The organism is Fodinicola feengrottensis, assembly GCF_039530045.1.
GTDB lineage: Bacteria > Actinomycetota > Actinomycetes > Mycobacteriales > HKI-0501 > Fodinicola > Fodinicola feengrottensis.
The window spans coordinates 129,363-144,904 of the sequence record NZ_BAAANY010000015.1 but is presented as its reverse complement, the minus strand read 5'-3'; the positions used below and the strand labels follow the sequence as shown (position 1 = coordinate 144,904).

Annotated in this window: 14 protein-coding genes and 1 tRNA gene; 9 read left to right on the top strand and 6 right to left on the bottom strand. The window is 66.4% G+C overall.

Annotation, left to right across the window (positions count from 1 at the left end):
* Window positions 1-39: 39 nt before the first annotated feature.
* The gene (locus tag ABD301_RS21180) at window positions 40-843 is read right to left on the bottom strand and encodes a mechanosensitive ion channel family protein (protein ID WP_163569585.1); all 804 of its coding nucleotides are present in this window, start codon (window positions 841-843) and stop codon (window positions 40-42) included.
* A gap of 94 nt (window positions 844-937) precedes the next feature.
* Entirely contained in the window at window positions 938-1,534 is a 597-nt protein-coding gene (locus tag ABD301_RS21175; RefSeq protein ID WP_344312106.1) for a TetR family transcriptional regulator, read from the bottom strand.
* A gap of 129 nt (window positions 1,535-1,663) precedes the next feature.
* Between ABD301_RS21175 and ABD301_RS21170 the strand changes: the two genes are divergently transcribed.
* From ABD301_RS21170 to ABD301_RS21145, 6 genes are all read left to right on the top strand, one after another.
* A tRNA-Gln gene (locus tag ABD301_RS21170) sits at window positions 1,664-1,742 on the top strand.
* Window positions 1,743-1,750: 8 nt separating this feature from the next.
* Window positions 1,751-2,170, top strand: coding sequence for a hypothetical protein (locus ABD301_RS21165; RefSeq protein ID WP_344312027.1), 420 nt, complete (start codon window positions 1,751-1,753; stop codon window positions 2,168-2,170).
* Between the two features lie 157 nt (window positions 2,171-2,327).
* Window positions 2,328-3,767: a bifunctional UDP-N-acetylglucosamine diphosphorylase/glucosamine-1-phosphate N-acetyltransferase GlmU gene (glmU, locus tag ABD301_RS21160; protein WP_344312025.1), complete on the top strand. Its 1,440-nt coding sequence runs from the start codon at window positions 2,328-2,330 to the stop codon at window positions 3,765-3,767.
* Between the two features lie 5 nt (window positions 3,768-3,772).
* Complete coding sequence (locus ABD301_RS21155; protein ID WP_344312023.1) at window positions 3,773-4,753, top strand: ribose-phosphate diphosphokinase; 981 nt, start codon at window positions 3,773-3,775, stop codon at window positions 4,751-4,753.
* Between the two features lie 333 nt (window positions 4,754-5,086).
* Window positions 5,087-6,694, top strand: coding sequence for a sugar transferase (locus ABD301_RS21150; protein WP_344312021.1), 1,608 nt, complete (start codon window positions 5,087-5,089; stop codon window positions 6,692-6,694).
* 53 nt (window positions 6,695-6,747) lie between these two features.
* Window positions 6,748-7,566, top strand: a complete 819-nt coding sequence (locus tag ABD301_RS21145; protein ID WP_163569507.1) for a polysaccharide deacetylase family protein — start codon at window positions 6,748-6,750, stop codon at window positions 7,564-7,566.
* A 5-nt stretch (window positions 7,567-7,571) separates the two neighbouring features.
* Here ABD301_RS21145 and ABD301_RS21140 read toward each other — a convergent pair whose 3' ends face one another.
* Genes ABD301_RS21140 through ABD301_RS21125 form a run of 4 tightly spaced genes read right to left on the bottom strand, consistent with a single transcriptional unit; the run spans window position 7,572 to window position 10,454 of the window.
* Window positions 7,572-7,982 carry an FAD synthase family protein gene (locus ABD301_RS21140; RefSeq protein WP_344312020.1) on the bottom strand — a complete coding sequence of 137 codons (411 nt, stop codon included), beginning with the start codon at window positions 7,980-7,982 and terminating at the stop codon, window positions 7,572-7,574.
* Window positions 7,979-8,845: a CDP-alcohol phosphatidyltransferase family protein gene (locus ABD301_RS21135; protein WP_344312019.1), complete on the bottom strand. Its 867-nt coding sequence runs from the start codon at window positions 8,843-8,845 to the stop codon at window positions 7,979-7,981. Before ABD301_RS21135 ends, ABD301_RS21140 begins: the two co-directional genes overlap by 4 nt.
* The gene (locus ABD301_RS21130) at window positions 8,842-9,261 is read right to left on the bottom strand and encodes an adenylyltransferase/cytidyltransferase family protein (protein WP_163569508.1); all 420 of its coding nucleotides are present in this window, start codon (window positions 9,259-9,261) and stop codon (window positions 8,842-8,844) included. Before ABD301_RS21130 ends, ABD301_RS21135 begins: the two co-directional genes overlap by 4 nt.
* Before the next feature lie 2 nt (window positions 9,262-9,263).
* A complete protein-coding gene (locus ABD301_RS21125; RefSeq protein WP_344312017.1) occupies window positions 9,264-10,454 on the bottom strand; it encodes a DUF1972 domain-containing protein in 1,191 nt (396 codons plus the stop codon).
* A 177-nt stretch (window positions 10,455-10,631) separates the two neighbouring features.
* Here ABD301_RS21125 and ABD301_RS21120 point away from each other — a divergent pair, with 177 nt between their 5' ends.
* The 3 genes from ABD301_RS21120 to ABD301_RS21110 are packed head-to-tail and all read left to right on the top strand — an operon-like array spanning window position 10,632 to window position 15,522.
* Window positions 10,632-12,017 (top strand): O-antigen ligase family protein, encoded by a 1,386-nt coding sequence (locus ABD301_RS21120; protein ID WP_344312016.1) that lies wholly within the window; start codon window positions 10,632-10,634, stop codon window positions 12,015-12,017.
* Window positions 12,017-13,159, top strand: a complete 1,143-nt coding sequence (locus ABD301_RS21115) for a glycosyltransferase family 4 protein (protein ID WP_344312015.1) — start codon at window positions 12,017-12,019, stop codon at window positions 13,157-13,159. The genes ABD301_RS21120 and ABD301_RS21115 overlap by 1 nt, the downstream gene beginning before the upstream one ends.
* Before the next feature lie 32 nt (window positions 13,160-13,191).
* The gene (locus ABD301_RS21110) at window positions 13,192-15,522 is read left to right on the top strand and encodes a LamG-like jellyroll fold domain-containing protein (RefSeq protein ID WP_344312013.1); all 2,331 of its coding nucleotides are present in this window, start codon (window positions 13,192-13,194) and stop codon (window positions 15,520-15,522) included.
* Window positions 15,523-15,542 lie beyond the last annotated feature (20 nt).

Sequence of the window (15,542 nt, the reverse complement as noted above, 5' to 3'; positions counted from 1 at the left end):
CGCAAGCAACGGGGCGTTGCGGACAAAGCTTGGTGACGGTTAGTTAGTGTGCGGCAGGCGCTCGGTGGGGTGGTCTCCATTGGTGCCGGCGTACGCACCGGCCATCGTGCCGTTCTCTGGGACGGTGCCGTTGCTGACCGGGTGGGTCGGCGCAGCCGCGGCTGGCGGCGGAGTGGTCGCCTTGAGCTCCTGCTCCATGCGGTGCAGCCAGCCGTCCGTACGCTGCTGCATCGGCCGGACCAGGCCGCCGCCAATACCGACGACCAGGATGCCGCCGATCGTGCCGAGCACGAAGATCAGCACCGGGGTGGTGACGGTGGTGGCGATGTCCAACTGGTTCAGCGCCGCGATGATGCCCAGCGCCACCAGGAAAACCTGGGTCAGGGTGCCCAGCAGCGGCGCGTACGCGCGATTGCCCAACGCGGACCTGATCAGGTCGCTGACCACCTTGCCGATCGCCGCCGCGACGACCACCAGCACGATCGCCACCACGATCCGCGGCAGGAACGCGATCACCTGGTTGAGCAGCGCGCTCACCGGGTTGTCGGTGCCGAACGGCAGCAGCGCGAGCTGCAGGGCCATCAGCAGGATGAAGTAGTAGACCAGCTTCACGATCAGCCCGGTGGCGTCGAAACTGGCCCGGCTCATCATCGCGCCCAGCCCGGACTTGTCAATCAGCTTGGGAAAGCCGGTCCGGGTGAGCAGCAGCTGTACGGCTTTGGACACGCCCTTGGCGATCAGCCAACCGATCAGCAGAATGACCAGGAATCCGACCAGTTTCGGGACGAAGGTCGCGATCGACGTCCAGGCCGCGCCCAGTCCACCGATTAGTGCTTGAAGCATCATTCCCCCTCATCTACGCATACGGGACATATGCATTGATAAGGCGATTCTCCCGCTGGCCCATACCGGCAGCAACTTGGCAGCGCGGAAAACCTCAGCGACGGCCGCGCAGCCGCGGTTTCTTCTCCAGGTTCGACAAGCCGTTCCACGCCAGGTTGACCAGATGCGCGGCCACTTCCTCTTTCTTGGGCCGGCGCGCCTCCAGCCACCACTGCCCGGTCAGCGCGACCATCCCGACCAGCGCGTGCGAATAGAGGGTGGCGAGCTTGGGATCGTACGACTGAGCCTTGAATTTGGCGGCGAGGATGTATTCCACCTGGCTCGCGATGTCCCCGATCAGGCTGGAGAAGTTGCCGGTCGCCGAGGTGACCGGCGAGTCTCTCACCAGAATGCGAAAGCCGTCGGTCTGGGTCTCGATATACGTCAGCAGGGCGAGCGCGGCCTGCTCCAACAGGATGCGCGGGTGGCCGGAGGTCAGCGCGCCGGTGACGGTGTCGAGCAGTTGGCGCATCTCCCGGTCGACGACGACGGCGTAGAGGCCCTCCTTACCGCCGAAGTGCTCGTAGACCACCGGTTTGCTGACGTTGGCTCGGGCCGCTATCTCCTCGATCGAGGTCGCCTCGTATCCCCGCTCGGCGAACAGGCTGCGCCCGATATCCAGCAACTGCTCGCGGCGCTGCTTGCCGGTCATCCGGACCCGGGGCACCCGAGACTCCGCTGCCACGGTTCTCCTGCGCTGCTCAGTCACTGCCCCATGGTGACAGGTGCCCCCGACGTTAAAGCGTCTTGGCTGTGGGGCGGTACGGTATGAACGCGTCATTCCCGGGTTGCTCTGTTGGCAGGGGCCGCCAGACTTTGAATCTGGACTAGCGACGTAGGTTCGATTCCTACCCCGGGAGCACAACTGGTGGTCATCGAGGTGCCCTGGCCGGCCGCCGTGCCGGCGCCGGTCCGCGAGGACCTGGACCGGCTGCTGACCGACGCCGTTCGCCCGGCGGACCGGTCGATCCGATGGACGGGTCGCTTCCGTCCGTACGGCTACCAACTGTCCGCCTCTGGTGAGATCACGCCGCTCCCGGTCGACACCAAAGACGTCGACGAAGCCCTCTCCATTCTCCGCGAGTCGGTGTCTTTGGAGGCCCATCGCGCGGTGGTGGTCTGCTACGACACCCGGCTGCGCGAGGAGACCATCGACGCGGTCGCGGTGGAACTCAGCCACCAGGACAGCCCCCCGCTGCTCCTGCTGCGGCGATATCGCCATCGCGGGATCCTGCGAGCAGTCTGGTACGACACACCTGTCGTACACGCCCTCCGCCCCTCCCGCTGAGGCCGTCGACCTCCGCGCCCGAACTCGACGTTTTCGTCGTCAAACCGGCGTGTCGGGGACGAAAACGTCGAGTTCGCGACGGGTACGCCCCACGGAAGGGCCGGCGTACGGGCTACTACCATGTGACCTGGTGAATACGCTGGAAGGGGAAACCCGCGTGAGGAGTGTCCGTCCGGCCGCCGTCGTCGTTCTCGCCGCTGGCCACGGCAAGCGGATGAGGTCGACGATTCCCAAGGCACTGCACGAGATCGGCGGACGTTCGCTGCTCGGGCACGTGCTGGCGGCGGCGGCCCCGCTCGGTGCTGACCGTACGGTGGTGGTCGTCGGCCACGGCCGCGACGAGGTGAAAGCGCATCTGGCCGAGATCGCGCCGGCCGCCGAGGCGGTGGTGCAGGCCGAGCAGCGCGGCACCGGCCATGCCGTGCGGGTGGCGCTGGAGGCGTTGGAGGCCAACGCCGGCACGGTCGTCGTGCTCAACGCCGACGTGCCGTTGTTGCGCCAGGACACGCTGGCCGGGCTGGTCGCCGAGCACGCGTCCTCGGGCCGCGCGGGTACGGTGCTGACCGCGCGCGTCGAGGATCCGACGGGCCTTGGCCGGATCGTCCGTGACGGCGCCGGAGAGCTGGCCGAGATCGTCGAGGAAAGCGACTGCGACGACCTGCAGCGGACCATCCACGAGATCAACGCCGGCATCTACGTCTTCGACGCGGCCGCGGTGCGCGATGCGCTGTCCCGACTGTCGACCACCAACGCGCAGGGTGAGGAATACCTGACCGACGCGGTGGCAATGCTCGTACGCGAAGGCCGTGGCGTCGGGACCTATGCGGGAGCCGCTGAGGAGGCGCTGGGCTGCAACGACCGCATCGAGCTCGCGCGGCTCGGCGCGCTGCTGCGCGACGCCGTGCTGCGCCGCTGGATGGCCGCCGGCGTGACGGTGATCGACCCGGCCACCACCTGGGTGGACGTGACGGTGGAGCTGGCGGCGGACGCGGTGCTGCTGCCCGGCGTCCAGCTGCATGGCGAGACCAGCGTGGCCGCCGGCGCCGAGATCGGCCCGGACAGCACGCTCACCGACACCCTGGTCGGCCCGGGCGCGAAGGTCATCCGCGCGCACTGCATGGGCGCCCGGATCGGCGAGCGGGTCAGCGTCGGCCCGTTCGCCTACCTTCGGCCCGGTACGGTGCTGGACACGGCCGCCAAGATCGGCACGTTTGTCGAGGTCAAGGGCTCGCAGGTGGGCGCGGGCAGCAAAGTCCCGCACCTGTCGTACGTGGGTGACGCGACCATTGGCGAGCAGAGCAACATCGGCGCGGCGAGCGTTTTCGTGAACTACGACGGCGTGCACAAGCATCGGACGGTGGTCGGCAGCCACTGCCGGATGGGGTCGGACAACATGTACGTGGCGCCGGTGACCATCGGCGACGGGGCGTATTCCGGCGCCGGGACGGTGATCCTGGGCGATGTGCCAGCGGGGGCGCTGGCCATACCGGGTGCCAAGCCGCGGGTGATTGAGGGATGGGTCGAGCGCAAGCGGCCGGGGACCGCGGCGGCCGAGGCCGCCGCGCGTGCCGCGGCCGAGCAAAACCAGGGGGAGTAGTCATCGTGAACAGCCTGCAAGCCGAAAACCGCAAGAGCCTGATGTTGTTCTCCGGCCGGGCCTATCCGGAGCTGGCGGACGAGATTGGCGCACACCTCGGGTTGCAGCCCACCCCGACCGCCGCGTACGACTTCGCCAACGGCGAGATCTTCGTCCGGTTCGAGGAGTCGGTACGCGGCTCGGACGCCTTTGTCGTGCAGTCCATGACCACGCCGATCAACCAGTGGCTGGTCGAGGCGTTGATCATGGTCGACGCCCTCAAACGCGGTTCGGCCAAGCGGATCACCGTCGTGCTGCCCTTCTTCCCGTACGCGCGCCAGGACAAGAAGCACCGCGGCCGGGAGCCGATCTCGGCTCGGCTGGTCGCCGACATGTTCAAGACCGCCGGCGCCGACCGGATCCTCACCGTCGACCTGCACACCGCGCAGATCTCCGGGTTCTTCGACGGCCCGGTGGATCACCTGTTCGCGCTGTCGATCCTCGCCGACTACGTGAAGCGGACGTACGAGGGCCGCCAGTTCGCGGTGGTCGCGCCGGACTCCGGCCGGGTCCGGGTGGCCGAGCGGTGGACCGACGAGCTGGGTGGCTGCCCGCTGGCCTTCATCCACAAGACCCGCGATCCGCTGATCCCCAACCAGGTGGTGGCGAACCGGGTCGTCGGCGAGGTCGAGGGCCGTACGTGCGTGCTGGTCGACGACATGATCGACACCGGCGGCACGATTTGCAAGGCGGCCGACGCGCTGTTCGACGCGGGCGCTGGTGACGTGATCGTGGCGGCCACCCACGGCGTGCTGTCCGACCCGGCCACCGAGCGGCTGAAGAACAGCCGGATCAGCGAGGTGGTGCTGACCAACACGCTGCCGGTGCCGCCGGAGAAGAAGTTGGACAAACTGACGCTGCTGTCGATCGCGCCACTGATCGCGCGCGCTATCAGCGAGGTGTTTTCGGACGGATCGGTCACCAGCCTGTTCGGCGGAGTCAGCTGAATTTCTTTTTGTGATCTGGACCATCGAATTCCGTACTGGTTCATTACTTTTCTCGTACGTCCCGCGGAAAACTCTGTCACCGGCGAGAACACTGGTCGCTGTTCGGTAAGCGGACAGACCACAAATTAGCTGTCCGTGATGACGGTGATTGCCAGGTGTTACCAGGAATTCATCCGATCAGTCATTGTTCCCGCTGCGTAAGTATGTTCCGGCACATGCTTTGTCCCCATAGGGTCAGGAAACAGGTCCCGCGATGGGGAGGGCGATTGACCGGCGTGCTGTCTTGTGGTCTGGTTCGTCCAGATGTGCGCGTTCTGACGAAGGGCGCCGGGTGTGACCACAGATCCCCAGACCACTGACCAGACCGTGACGCTCGCGGCTGTCCGCCCGCCGGAGCCGACCGGCCGGCGGCTCTCGCTGACCCACGCGCTCGCCCCGTCCCGGCGCAAAGGCCGAGGTCAGTTCGCTTTCAGCCAGGCCGTGCTGGCGCCGGACCCGGTCGCCGACGTGCACGAACTGCCGGCCTTGCCGGTACGAGTCGAAAAAACCGACTGGGAGCAGCGTTATGTCAGCCTGCTGACGCTGGTCGACGTGGCCGCCGCGGTGGTCGCGGCCGGGCTCGGATTCTGGATCCGGTTCGGTTCGATTCCGCACCACGCCTGGGCTTACGTCATTGGCAGCGCGTTCTTCCCGGCGATCTGGTTGCTGGTCCTGATGTTCGCCCGGGCGTACGAGTCGCGTTATCTTTTCGTCGGCAACGAGGAATACCGGCGCGTACTCAACGCAGGCCTGGTGCTGACCGCCGCGGTCGCCTTTGTCTCATACGTGGCGAGCATAGAGCTGGCCCGCGGTTACGTCGTCGTTGTTCTGCCCGCGGTTACCGTCGCAACTCTGGTTGGTCGCTATCTTTTGCGGCGCTGGCTCGTACGAGAGCGCGCCCACGGCCGCTGCATGCGCCGCGTCATTGTGGTGGGCGACGACACCACGGTCGGTGAGCTGCATCGTCAGTTGGCCCGGCATCAATATCACGGCATGCAGGTGGTCGGAGTTTGCGTGCCACCACAACGAGACGGCCGGAACAGCGTCGACGGCATCGAGGTGGTCGGCACTTTCGACACCATCACCCGCGCGGTCATCGACGTGGCCGCCGACACCGTCGCGATCCTGCCCTGTCCGGAGCTGAGCTCGGCGATGCTGCGCCGATTGGTGTGGTCGCTGGAAAGCACCGGCACCGACATCATCGTGGCCGGCGCGCTGCTGGATGTGGCCGGCCCGCGTACGTCCCTGCGCCCGATCGACGGGCTGCCGATGCTGCACCTGGACCACGCCGAGCTGGCCGGCAGCCGGTGGATGATCAAGCGGCTTTTCGACGTCTTTTCCGCTTCGCTGCTGCTGATCCTGCTTTCCCCACTGCTGCTCGCGGTGGCGCTGGCGATCCGGGTCACCTCGTCCGGTCCGGCGTTTTTCCGGCAGACCCGGGTCGGCAAGGACGGCGAGAATTTCACCATTCTCAAACTGCGCACCATGTATCTGGACGCGGAAAGCCGGCTCGGCGAGCTGGCCGCGTTGAATGAGCACGACGGGCTGCTTTTCAAGATCCGGCACGATCCCCGGGTGACCCCGCTTGGCCGGTGGCTCCGTCGCTTCTCCATCGACGAGCTGCCCCAGCTTTTCAACGTGGTGGCCGGCCAGATGAGCCTGGTCGGACCGCGCCCGCCGCTGCCGTCCGAGGTCGCCGAATATCCCGACGACCTGATGCGCCGCCTGGTGGTGAAGCCGGGGGTGACCGGCCTGTGGCAGGTCAGCGGCCGCGCCGACCTGTCGTGGGAAGACTCGATGCGGCTCGACCTGCGCTATGTGGAGAACTGGTCGCTGACCCTCGACCTGGTCGTCCTGTTGCGCACCGTCACCGCTGTCGTTCGCAGCGCGGGAGCGTATTGATAGCCTTTTAGCATCCATTTTACTTTTAGGGTGCGAAAGGACCATTTCCTCACATGCGTACTCTCCGGACCGGGGCCGGGCTCGCGCTCGCTGGCCTGCTGCTCACGCTGGCCGCACCCGGCGCGGCCACCGCCGCGCCGCCCATCATCCCGCCGCCGTTCGGCGCCGAGCTTCCTGACTCGTACGGGCAAACGCCGCGGGTCAGCGGCAACCTTGGCCCGATGCCGCAGCTGCCGCCAGCGCCACGGCCGGTGCCGTTCAGCGCGGCCGCCGGCGGTGAGTACGCGCAGACCGTCCTGCGAGTCCCGGTCAACGGGAACGTCGTTTTCATTACCATCGACGACGGCGGTTACCAGCCGCCGGAGGCGGCCCGGGTGCTCGAAGAGGCACACATTCCGACCTCGCTTTTCCTGATCTCGTCACCGGCCGTGCAGCACGCCGATTTCTTTCGCAGCCTGCAGCCCGAAGGCGCCACCATCGAGGCGCACACCCAGTCACACCGCAAACTCAAAGGGTTGCCCGAGGACGTACAACGCTTCGAGATTTGTGGCTCGGTCGACAAACTCCAGGGCGTCGCCGGCCGCCGGCCGACCCTGTTCCGTCCGCCGTACGGCGAATATGACCTGACCACGCTGAAAGTCATCCAGAGCTGCGGTGGCATCGCCGCCAACACCCTCTGGGAGGGTTCGGTCATCGGCGGCACGCTCTACATCGCGCAACACGCCTTCGGCCCGCACAATCCGCTCTATCCCGGGATGATCCTGCTGATGCACTTCACGCCCGACTTCGAGCGTGACATGCACGTGCTGCTGGCCGCGGTCGCCGCCTCTCCCGGGTTTTCCGTCGGACGCCTCGAAGATTACATCCACTAAGACAACTAGCGGGCGATGAGAGCGCGCAGGGCGGTGCTGGAGGTGTGGGCGGTGTACGGAAAGTAGACGACGCGCACGCCGACGGAGGCCATGTCGGCCTCCAGTCGGCGGCCCTTTTCGGTGCCTTTCCAGTCGTCGCCCTTGAAAAGCACGTCGAACTTGAGCAGCTCCCACATGACCCGCTTGTCGGTGGACAGATCGGTGACCGCGCGATCGACGAAGGCGATGGCGGACACGATCTCCAGCCGCTCCGCCAGCGGTACGACCGGCGGCTTTCCCTTTGCTCGTACGACAGTCTCGTCGGTGACCACACCGGCGACCAGAACGTCACAGCCTTCGCGGGCCCGGCGCAGGATGTTCAGGTGGCCGACGTGGAACATGTCGTACGCGCCGGGGACATAGCCGACGACCGTCACGGGTGCCGCCCGGGAATGGCGCTGCCGCCGATGCTTTTGGTGATGGCGTCGGCGTTGGGCGTACGGCCGGCGGGGATGTTGATGACGGTGTCGGCGATCAGCGGTTTGTGGACCACGTCGGCATTGGGCGCCGGCGCCTGCGCCGCGTCGGCGGCGGCGATCTCCCGGAACCACTTGATTCCGGCGGCGGCCAGGAAAAGTGCGTTGGTGACTAGCAGGAAACCGTAGATGCCCACGAAAACCAGGCCAGTGCCGTAGAGCACGAAGACCAGGCACATCAAACCGTAGTCGGTGGGAATCACCAGCACCGATCGCACGATCGACGGCCGCCCGACGGGTTTGGCCGTGACGCCCCGCCGGAGCAGGTCCTTCAAGATCATCCCGAAGAACAACACCGTTGCCACGCAACAGAAGACCAGCGGGATCAACAGAAGTGCCGGTGGCAGCGCGAAAAATCGGTAGAACGACACCAGGACGGCCGCGTGCAGCGTGACGATTTTCGCGCTGTCCACGAAATGGTCCAGCCACTCGCCGGCCCGCGAACCGCGGCCGGTGAGCCGGGCCAGCTGCCCGTCGGCGGAGTCCAACGCGTAGCCGATGACCAGCAGCAGGCAGACCGCGATGCCCATCGGCAGCGACGGGCGTACCAGCGCGATCATCGCGATGGCGGCGAAACTGAACAGCGCGCTGATGATCGTCACCTGGTTGGGCGACATGCGTACGCGATAGGCGAAAGCGGCCAGATAGCGGCCGAGTTTGCGGTTCACAAAACGTGAATAGGCGGGCGCGCCTTTGGCGCTTTTCTGCGCCGCTGGCAGCCTGCGCAGCGCGTCCCGGAATCCAGTGCCCTCGCTGGTTGTCATGCCACCGCCGTCCAGTCCGCGTCCAATGCCTGTCGCAGGATCGGGCTGCCAGTTTCGGCCTTCGGCTCGATCGTGACAACCCCGATGCCGGTCAGTGACTGGCTCAGCTGGTCGGCGGTCGGCGTGCCGTCCCGGCCTGGACCGACCATCACCAGGTCGGCCGCGACCGCCTCGGCGGCGGCCGGAATGTCCAGCGATGACAACGCGATCACGTCGTCGACGAAGCGCAGGTTGGCGAGAATGTCCAGCCTTTCGGCCAGCGGCACGTACGGCGTGGACCGCCAGGTGTGCTCGGCCAGTTCGTCCGTGTACGCGCCGACCACCAGCCGGTCGCAGCGCGCGGCGGACTGCCGGAGCAGGTCCAGGTCGCCGACGTGGAAAAGATCGAAAAGCCCGAAGGTGAAGCCGGTCAGCATGCTCAGTCCTCCGTGCCGGTCGACGCGACCACGGCCGCCCGCAGCGGTGCGCGATGCGGGGCGCCGCGACGGCCGGACACCCGTGGTTGGCGGATGCCTCGGGCCAGCCGGTCGCACAGTTGCTCGTACTTCTCGGCCACCGCGTCCCAGTCGTAACGGTCCGCCCCGGCCCGGGATCCCCGGCCGCGCGACGCGGTGCCGTCCGGGTCCGCTTCGGCCTCGGTGATCTCGGTGGCCAGCGCGGTGGCGTCGGCGAAATAGCGGCCGGCCGAACCCAGCACCTCGCGGTTGAAGCGAACATCGAAAGCGATCGTCGGTGCGCCGGCGCCCATCGCGCGCAGCAGCGACGGATTCGTACCGCCAACGGAATGGCCATGCAGGTATGTGTACGCGCCAGCGTAAAGCTGGTCGAGTTGTTCCTGGTCCCACACCGCGCCGAGGAACCGGACACTGTCGTTGCCAGCGGCCAACTCCCGGATCCGCGCGGTGTGTTCCGCGCCATATGGCGCGGATCCAACCACCAGGAGCGGCCGTTTGGCGCCGGAGCGTACATATCCGTCCACGGTCACGTCGACATGGTTTTCCGGCTCGAATCGGGCCACCACCAGGTGATAGCCACCGGGCTCGACTTCCAGTTCGGCCAGCTTGGCCGAGCCGATGCCGTCCAGAATCGGTGCGCCGTACGCGATGTAGTCCGAGCCGGCGCCGAACTCGTCCTGGTAGTACTCCTGAATGCCGATCGCGTCGGCGATCAGGTCATCCGACCAGCGGACCGCCATCGCTTCGGCGGCCCGGTAGTAACGCCGGCCAGCGCCGCCCCATTTCGCGCGTTTCCATTCCAGGCCGTCCACGTGGGTGGCCACCGGAATGTGGCGCATCCGCAGCAGCGGCAAAAACAATGCGTTCGCTGCATTGAAAACAATGGCCGCGTCGACGCGTTGGGTCAGCAGGTGGGCGACCGACAACGCGGTGTGGCTGAGAGTTTCCAGCGCTTTGTGACGTACGGCTGGAAGATGCGTGAGCCGCATTCCGCGATAGCTGCTCAACCGGTCCGCGGGGTCGCCCGCACGCCGGGTGTAGACGAGAACATCGTGCCCGCGACCAGCCAACCGGGCGCCAACTTCTTCCACGCAGGTCTCAAAACCGCCGTACCGGGCTGGCACCCCGCGGGTGCCGACCAGTGCTATCCGCATAAAACTCCTGTCCGGACGGCCGCCGGCGAGACGATTCTTTGTTCACCCGATCGCCGCCCAGCCACTCTGGACAGCACCCCACCGACCGTATCCAGGTGCCGGTCCGAATGGATCGAATTTACGGCTTCTCCTTATCGTCCATCCGGCTGATCGTTACGCTGCGCCCGGGAGGTTCTGATGGCGACCGAAGGCACGCCGGCCCGGCGAGTGGTCGGCCGGGCCGCGGTCATCCGCACTGGTTTTCGCCTGCATCTGGTCCGTGACCAGGTCATTCAGCGCTGGGAACAGTGGGTTCCGGTGTGTTTGCTGGCGATGATCGTGGCCAGCGACTACAAAGTGCGCACCCGGTCGGTCGACGATGCGGTGGGTGGTCAGGCAGATCCGTTTGTGTTACTGGAAATCGTCATATATCTGACAGTTGGGGCTTTTTGCGTTTTACGCTACGGCCGTCCGCCGCGCCCTCGCCGGGTCAGTCCGATGGTTTTCCTGCTGTACGCGTACGTAACTGTGATGGCCGTCTCAGCGCTTTATTCGCCGTACACGCAGCTCGCGCTCGTACGCGCCGCGCAATTCGTCATTGTGTTGGTCGTCACTCGCTGTATTGCCAAACACGCCGGCCGTCGGGAGTTGCACAATTTCGCGCACGCCTTCCTCGTGCTGGTTGCCGGTTCTGTCGTCTTTGGTGCCATTATTCCGTTTCAACATGCCCAGCAGGAGGAAGGCCGGTTCAGCTGGCTGGCCATCCACCCGGTGACGGCCGGCATTTTTCTCGGCATCGCCACCATGATCGTGGTCGGCTATTTGTTGAGCCATCGCGGCGACCGGGAAGGGCCGCGCTGGCCGCTGAGTGTTTATCTCCTTTTGCTCGCGCTGGTCGGCGGCGGACTGATCGCGACCCAGACCCGCGGCGCGGTGGTGGGTGCGGCGGCCGGTCTCGCGGTGCTCGGCTGGACGTTCTGGCGGGGCCGCCGCAAAATGGAGATCACCCTGGTGGCCGGGTTGGTGACCGGCCTGGTCGCGCTCGTCGCGGCGCCGGCGATCCTGGCCTTTTTCCAGCGCGGCGAATCGGTCGCCCGGCTGGAGACGCTGAATTCCCGTACCGACCTGTGGGCGCAGGCGTGGGAGTTTTTTGTGCAAAAGCCCCTCTTTGGCTGGGGGCTGACCGCGACCCGCGGACTTTTCCTGCAGACCATTGGCCTTGGCGGCGGTCACAACGCGCTGGTGAATGTGCTGGTGGACGGCGGTTTGGTGGCCACGGTGGCCTGGGTGGGGCTGCTGGTGATGATGGTCTTCACGCTTTATCGCATTCGCCGGATTCCGCCCTCGATCGCCCCAGATAGGGCTATTCTGTTGGGACTGGTCGCCTTCCTGGTGGTGGACGGCATGTTCGTGGAGAGCCTCGGGGCCGCCGCTAATGTCGCGAGCACCTGGCTTTTCGTGATGGTGGCCTGGACCGAATTGCTGCGCGCAGACAGTGAACGGATCGCGCCTGTCGGACAGGCCGGCCCGCAGTCCCCCGCGGTGCCGATGACGCCCCGCCCGATGCCGGTGAGGCCGCGTTAATGCGCAAAAGGGCAGTCCTGGTCGCAAATCCCTCCACCGATCTCTACGGCGCCGACAAAATGGCGATCGAAACCGTGGCCGCGCTGTGTGAGCGAGGCATCGAGGTCGTGGTGACCGTGCCGGCCGATGGGCCGTTAAGCGATCGGGTGAGAGAGCTTGGTGCGCGGGTTGTGGTGCTGCCGGTGCCGGTGCTGCGCCGCGGATATCTGTCCGCCGGCGGCATTTTGCGCATTCTGCGCGAGAGTGCGGTCGCGCTGCCGGCCTGCGTTCGGTTGGTACGCAAGGTCAAACCAAGTGTCGTGTACGTGAACACCGTGACGATTCCGATTTGGGTGTTGGCTGGCCGGGTAGCCGGTCGCCCGGTGATCGGCCACGTGCACGAACTGGAAGCTGGCGTTGGCCGGTTGGTGAGACTCGGACTGACTGGTCCGTTGTGGGCGGCCCGCAAGGTGATCGCCAACAGCGCGGCCACCAAGGACTTCCTGTCCGCCGGCAGCCGCCGGCTGGCTCGCCGAACCGTGTTGATTTACAACGGGGTTCCAGGCCCGCCCCGGCCGCTGAAGGATCTTCCGGCCAGCCCCTCGACGCCGTTGGGGCTGCTGTATGTCGGCCGGCTGTCCGAGCGTAAAGGCACCGACGTCGCGATCGACGCGCTGAGTTTGCTTGTCGAGCGGGGGATTCCGGCCACCCTGGAGCTGGTGGGCTCGGTTTTTCCAGGGAACGAAGCATTCGAGGCCGCCCTACGCGATCGCGTACGCGACCGTGGCCTGTCTGATGCGGTGACTTTCGCTGGTTTCACCGACGATGTGTGGGGCGCGTACGAGCGAGCCGACATCGTGGTGGTGCCGTCCCGGCTGGAGCCGTTCGGACTGGTCGCGGTCGAGGCCCAATTGGCCGTACGCCCGGTGGTCAGTTCCGACGCGCAAGGTCTGGTGGAGGCGGTGGCGGCCGGCGAAACCGGGCTGGTGGTGCCGGCCGGCGACCCGGCGGCGCTGGCCGACGCGGTGACCGGCCTGGTCAAGGACTGGCCGCGGGCCCGGGAAATGGCTCAACAAGGACAGGAAAGAGCGGTCCGACTCTTCTCGCCGGACGGCTATCGCGCGGCTATCGCGGAGCTTCTGACGGAAGGACCTCAACGGTGAGACTCGGATATTTCGCCAGACACAGACCGAAAATGCTTGTCCTCGCGGTGGCCGCGGTGTTGGTCGCCGGCATCGGCGCGGCCGGGCCGGTGGCCGCCGACACCGCCCCGCCGGCCGGCACCCTGGAAACCGCGACCGCGGACCCGCAGCCGACCTGGCAGACCGACGGGATCGTGTGGGCGCTGGCACGGTCCGGCTCCACGGTTATCGCGGGCGGCGACTTCGGTTCGATCCGGCCGCCGGGCACCTCGGTGGGCGACTCCCATCAGCAGGTCCGGCACGGCGTCGCGGCTTTCGACATCGCGACCGGCAACCCGACCGCCTTCCAGCCGGACATCGGCGGAACGCCGTTCGCAGCGGCCAGCAATCCGTCTCCCGGCGAGTGCGACGCGGCCGGTACCGGCACGTACGTGTGCAAGGAAGTGTTGCGGGTCAAGACATCCCCGGACGGCAAGACGATCTACCTGGGTGGCGACTTCGATCACGCCGAAGGGCAGGTGCGGCAGAAACTCGCCGCGTACGACCTCGCGACCGGTGCCTTGGTGACGAACCTCGCGCCAAGTATCAACAGTCGCGTACGCGCCATCGCGGTTTCCAACACGACTGTCTACATTGGTGGCGATTTCACCAGCGTCAACGGGCAGCCTCGGACCCGGCTGGCCGCTTTTGACCGCGCCACCGGTGCTTTGCTGCCGTGGGCCCCGACCGCCGATCACACGGTCTACACCATGGCGTTGAGTACAGACGGATCGCACGTCATCGTCGGCGGCGTTTTCGACCACATCAACAGCACCACGATCAACGGCATCGCGACGGTGGACGCCACCTCCGGTGCGACGATGCCCTGGAGCAGCCGGCCGGTGCCGCCGCGGAACACCGCCGCCGACACGTATTCGACCGTCTGGGACCTGGTGGTGGACGGAAACACCGTCTACGCGGGCGCGAACGGCCACGGTCCGAACATTTTCGACGGCCGCTTTGCCGCGGACGTGAACACCGGCAACCTGATCTGGAAAGACAACTGTTACGGCGCGACCTCGGCGATCGCGCTGATGAAGGGCGTTCTTTACAGCGCCTCGCACGCGCACGACTGCAGCGATTTGGGCGCTTTCGGGGAAGTGACCCCGCGCCGCTATCAGCGATTGCTGGCCGAGACCGCGGATTCCCACGGTGCGGCCAAACCGACGCTGCTGCATTGGTTCCCCACCGTGAATCCGGGCCCGCCGAACTCGTACTATCTGCAGGGACCGTGGGCGATGGCCAACGATGACACCGATTTGTGGGTCGGCGGCGAGTTCACCACCGCGAACGGCCAGCCACAGCAGGGCCTCACTCGGTACGTTTACAAGGCCACCGCGCCGGACGTCAACCCGCCGGAGCCGATGCTGGCGCCGATGGTGACCCCGCGCGGCACGACTTCGTTGGGCGTCAACTGGCAGGCCACCTGGGACCGGGACAACGCGAACCTGACCTATTCGCTTTACCGCGATGGTGGCAGCACGCCGATCTACACCGTCTCGGCGAACTCGAATTTCTGGACGCTGCCAGTGCTCAGATATGTGGACAATGGCCTCGCCGCCGGCAGTTCGCATACGTACACCGTGAAAGTCACCGATCCGTTCGGTAATTCGCGTACGTCACCAGCCTCGGCCGCGGTGGCCGGGTCGGTCAGCCCGCTGGGCAGGTACGGCGGTGCGGTCGCCGCGTCCGGGCCCAGTCCTTACTGGCAACTGAACGAAAAGAGTGGCACCACGGCGGCCGACGCGACCGGCTCCAAGACCGGCAGATTCGGCAGCGGGATCCAGCTGAACCAGTCCGGTGCGCCGGGAGTGCTGCCGAACGCGGCCATTCGTACGAACGGGACCTCGAACGGCATTCTGACCACCCCGTCCGCCGCTGCGGCACCCACCACGTACTCCATCGAGTTCTGGTTTGGTACGGCCTATCCGACCGGTGGGAAACTGGTCGGTTTTGGGAACGCGGCCACCGGTAACAGCACCAACTACGACCGGCAGATATATATCAACAACGCTGGGAAACTGGTGTTCGGTGTGTGGAATAACGGGCCGCAGACCATCACGTCGCCGGGTTCGTACCAGAGTGGTGGATGGCATCACGTGGTGGCGACTCAGGGCGCGACCGGAATGGCGCTCTACGTCGATGGTGCGCTGGTGGGGACCAACCCGACGACGACCGCGCAGGCCATTACCGGTTATTGGCGGCTGGGTGGCGACAATCTCGCGTACTGGCCGGGCGTGCCGGCGAGCAACTGGTTCCACGGTGGCATTGACGATGTGGCCTTCTATCCGACCGCATTGACCGCACTTCAGGTCGGTACGCACTACTCGGCCGGTAACAACTAGTTCAGGCTAAAAGCAGCGCC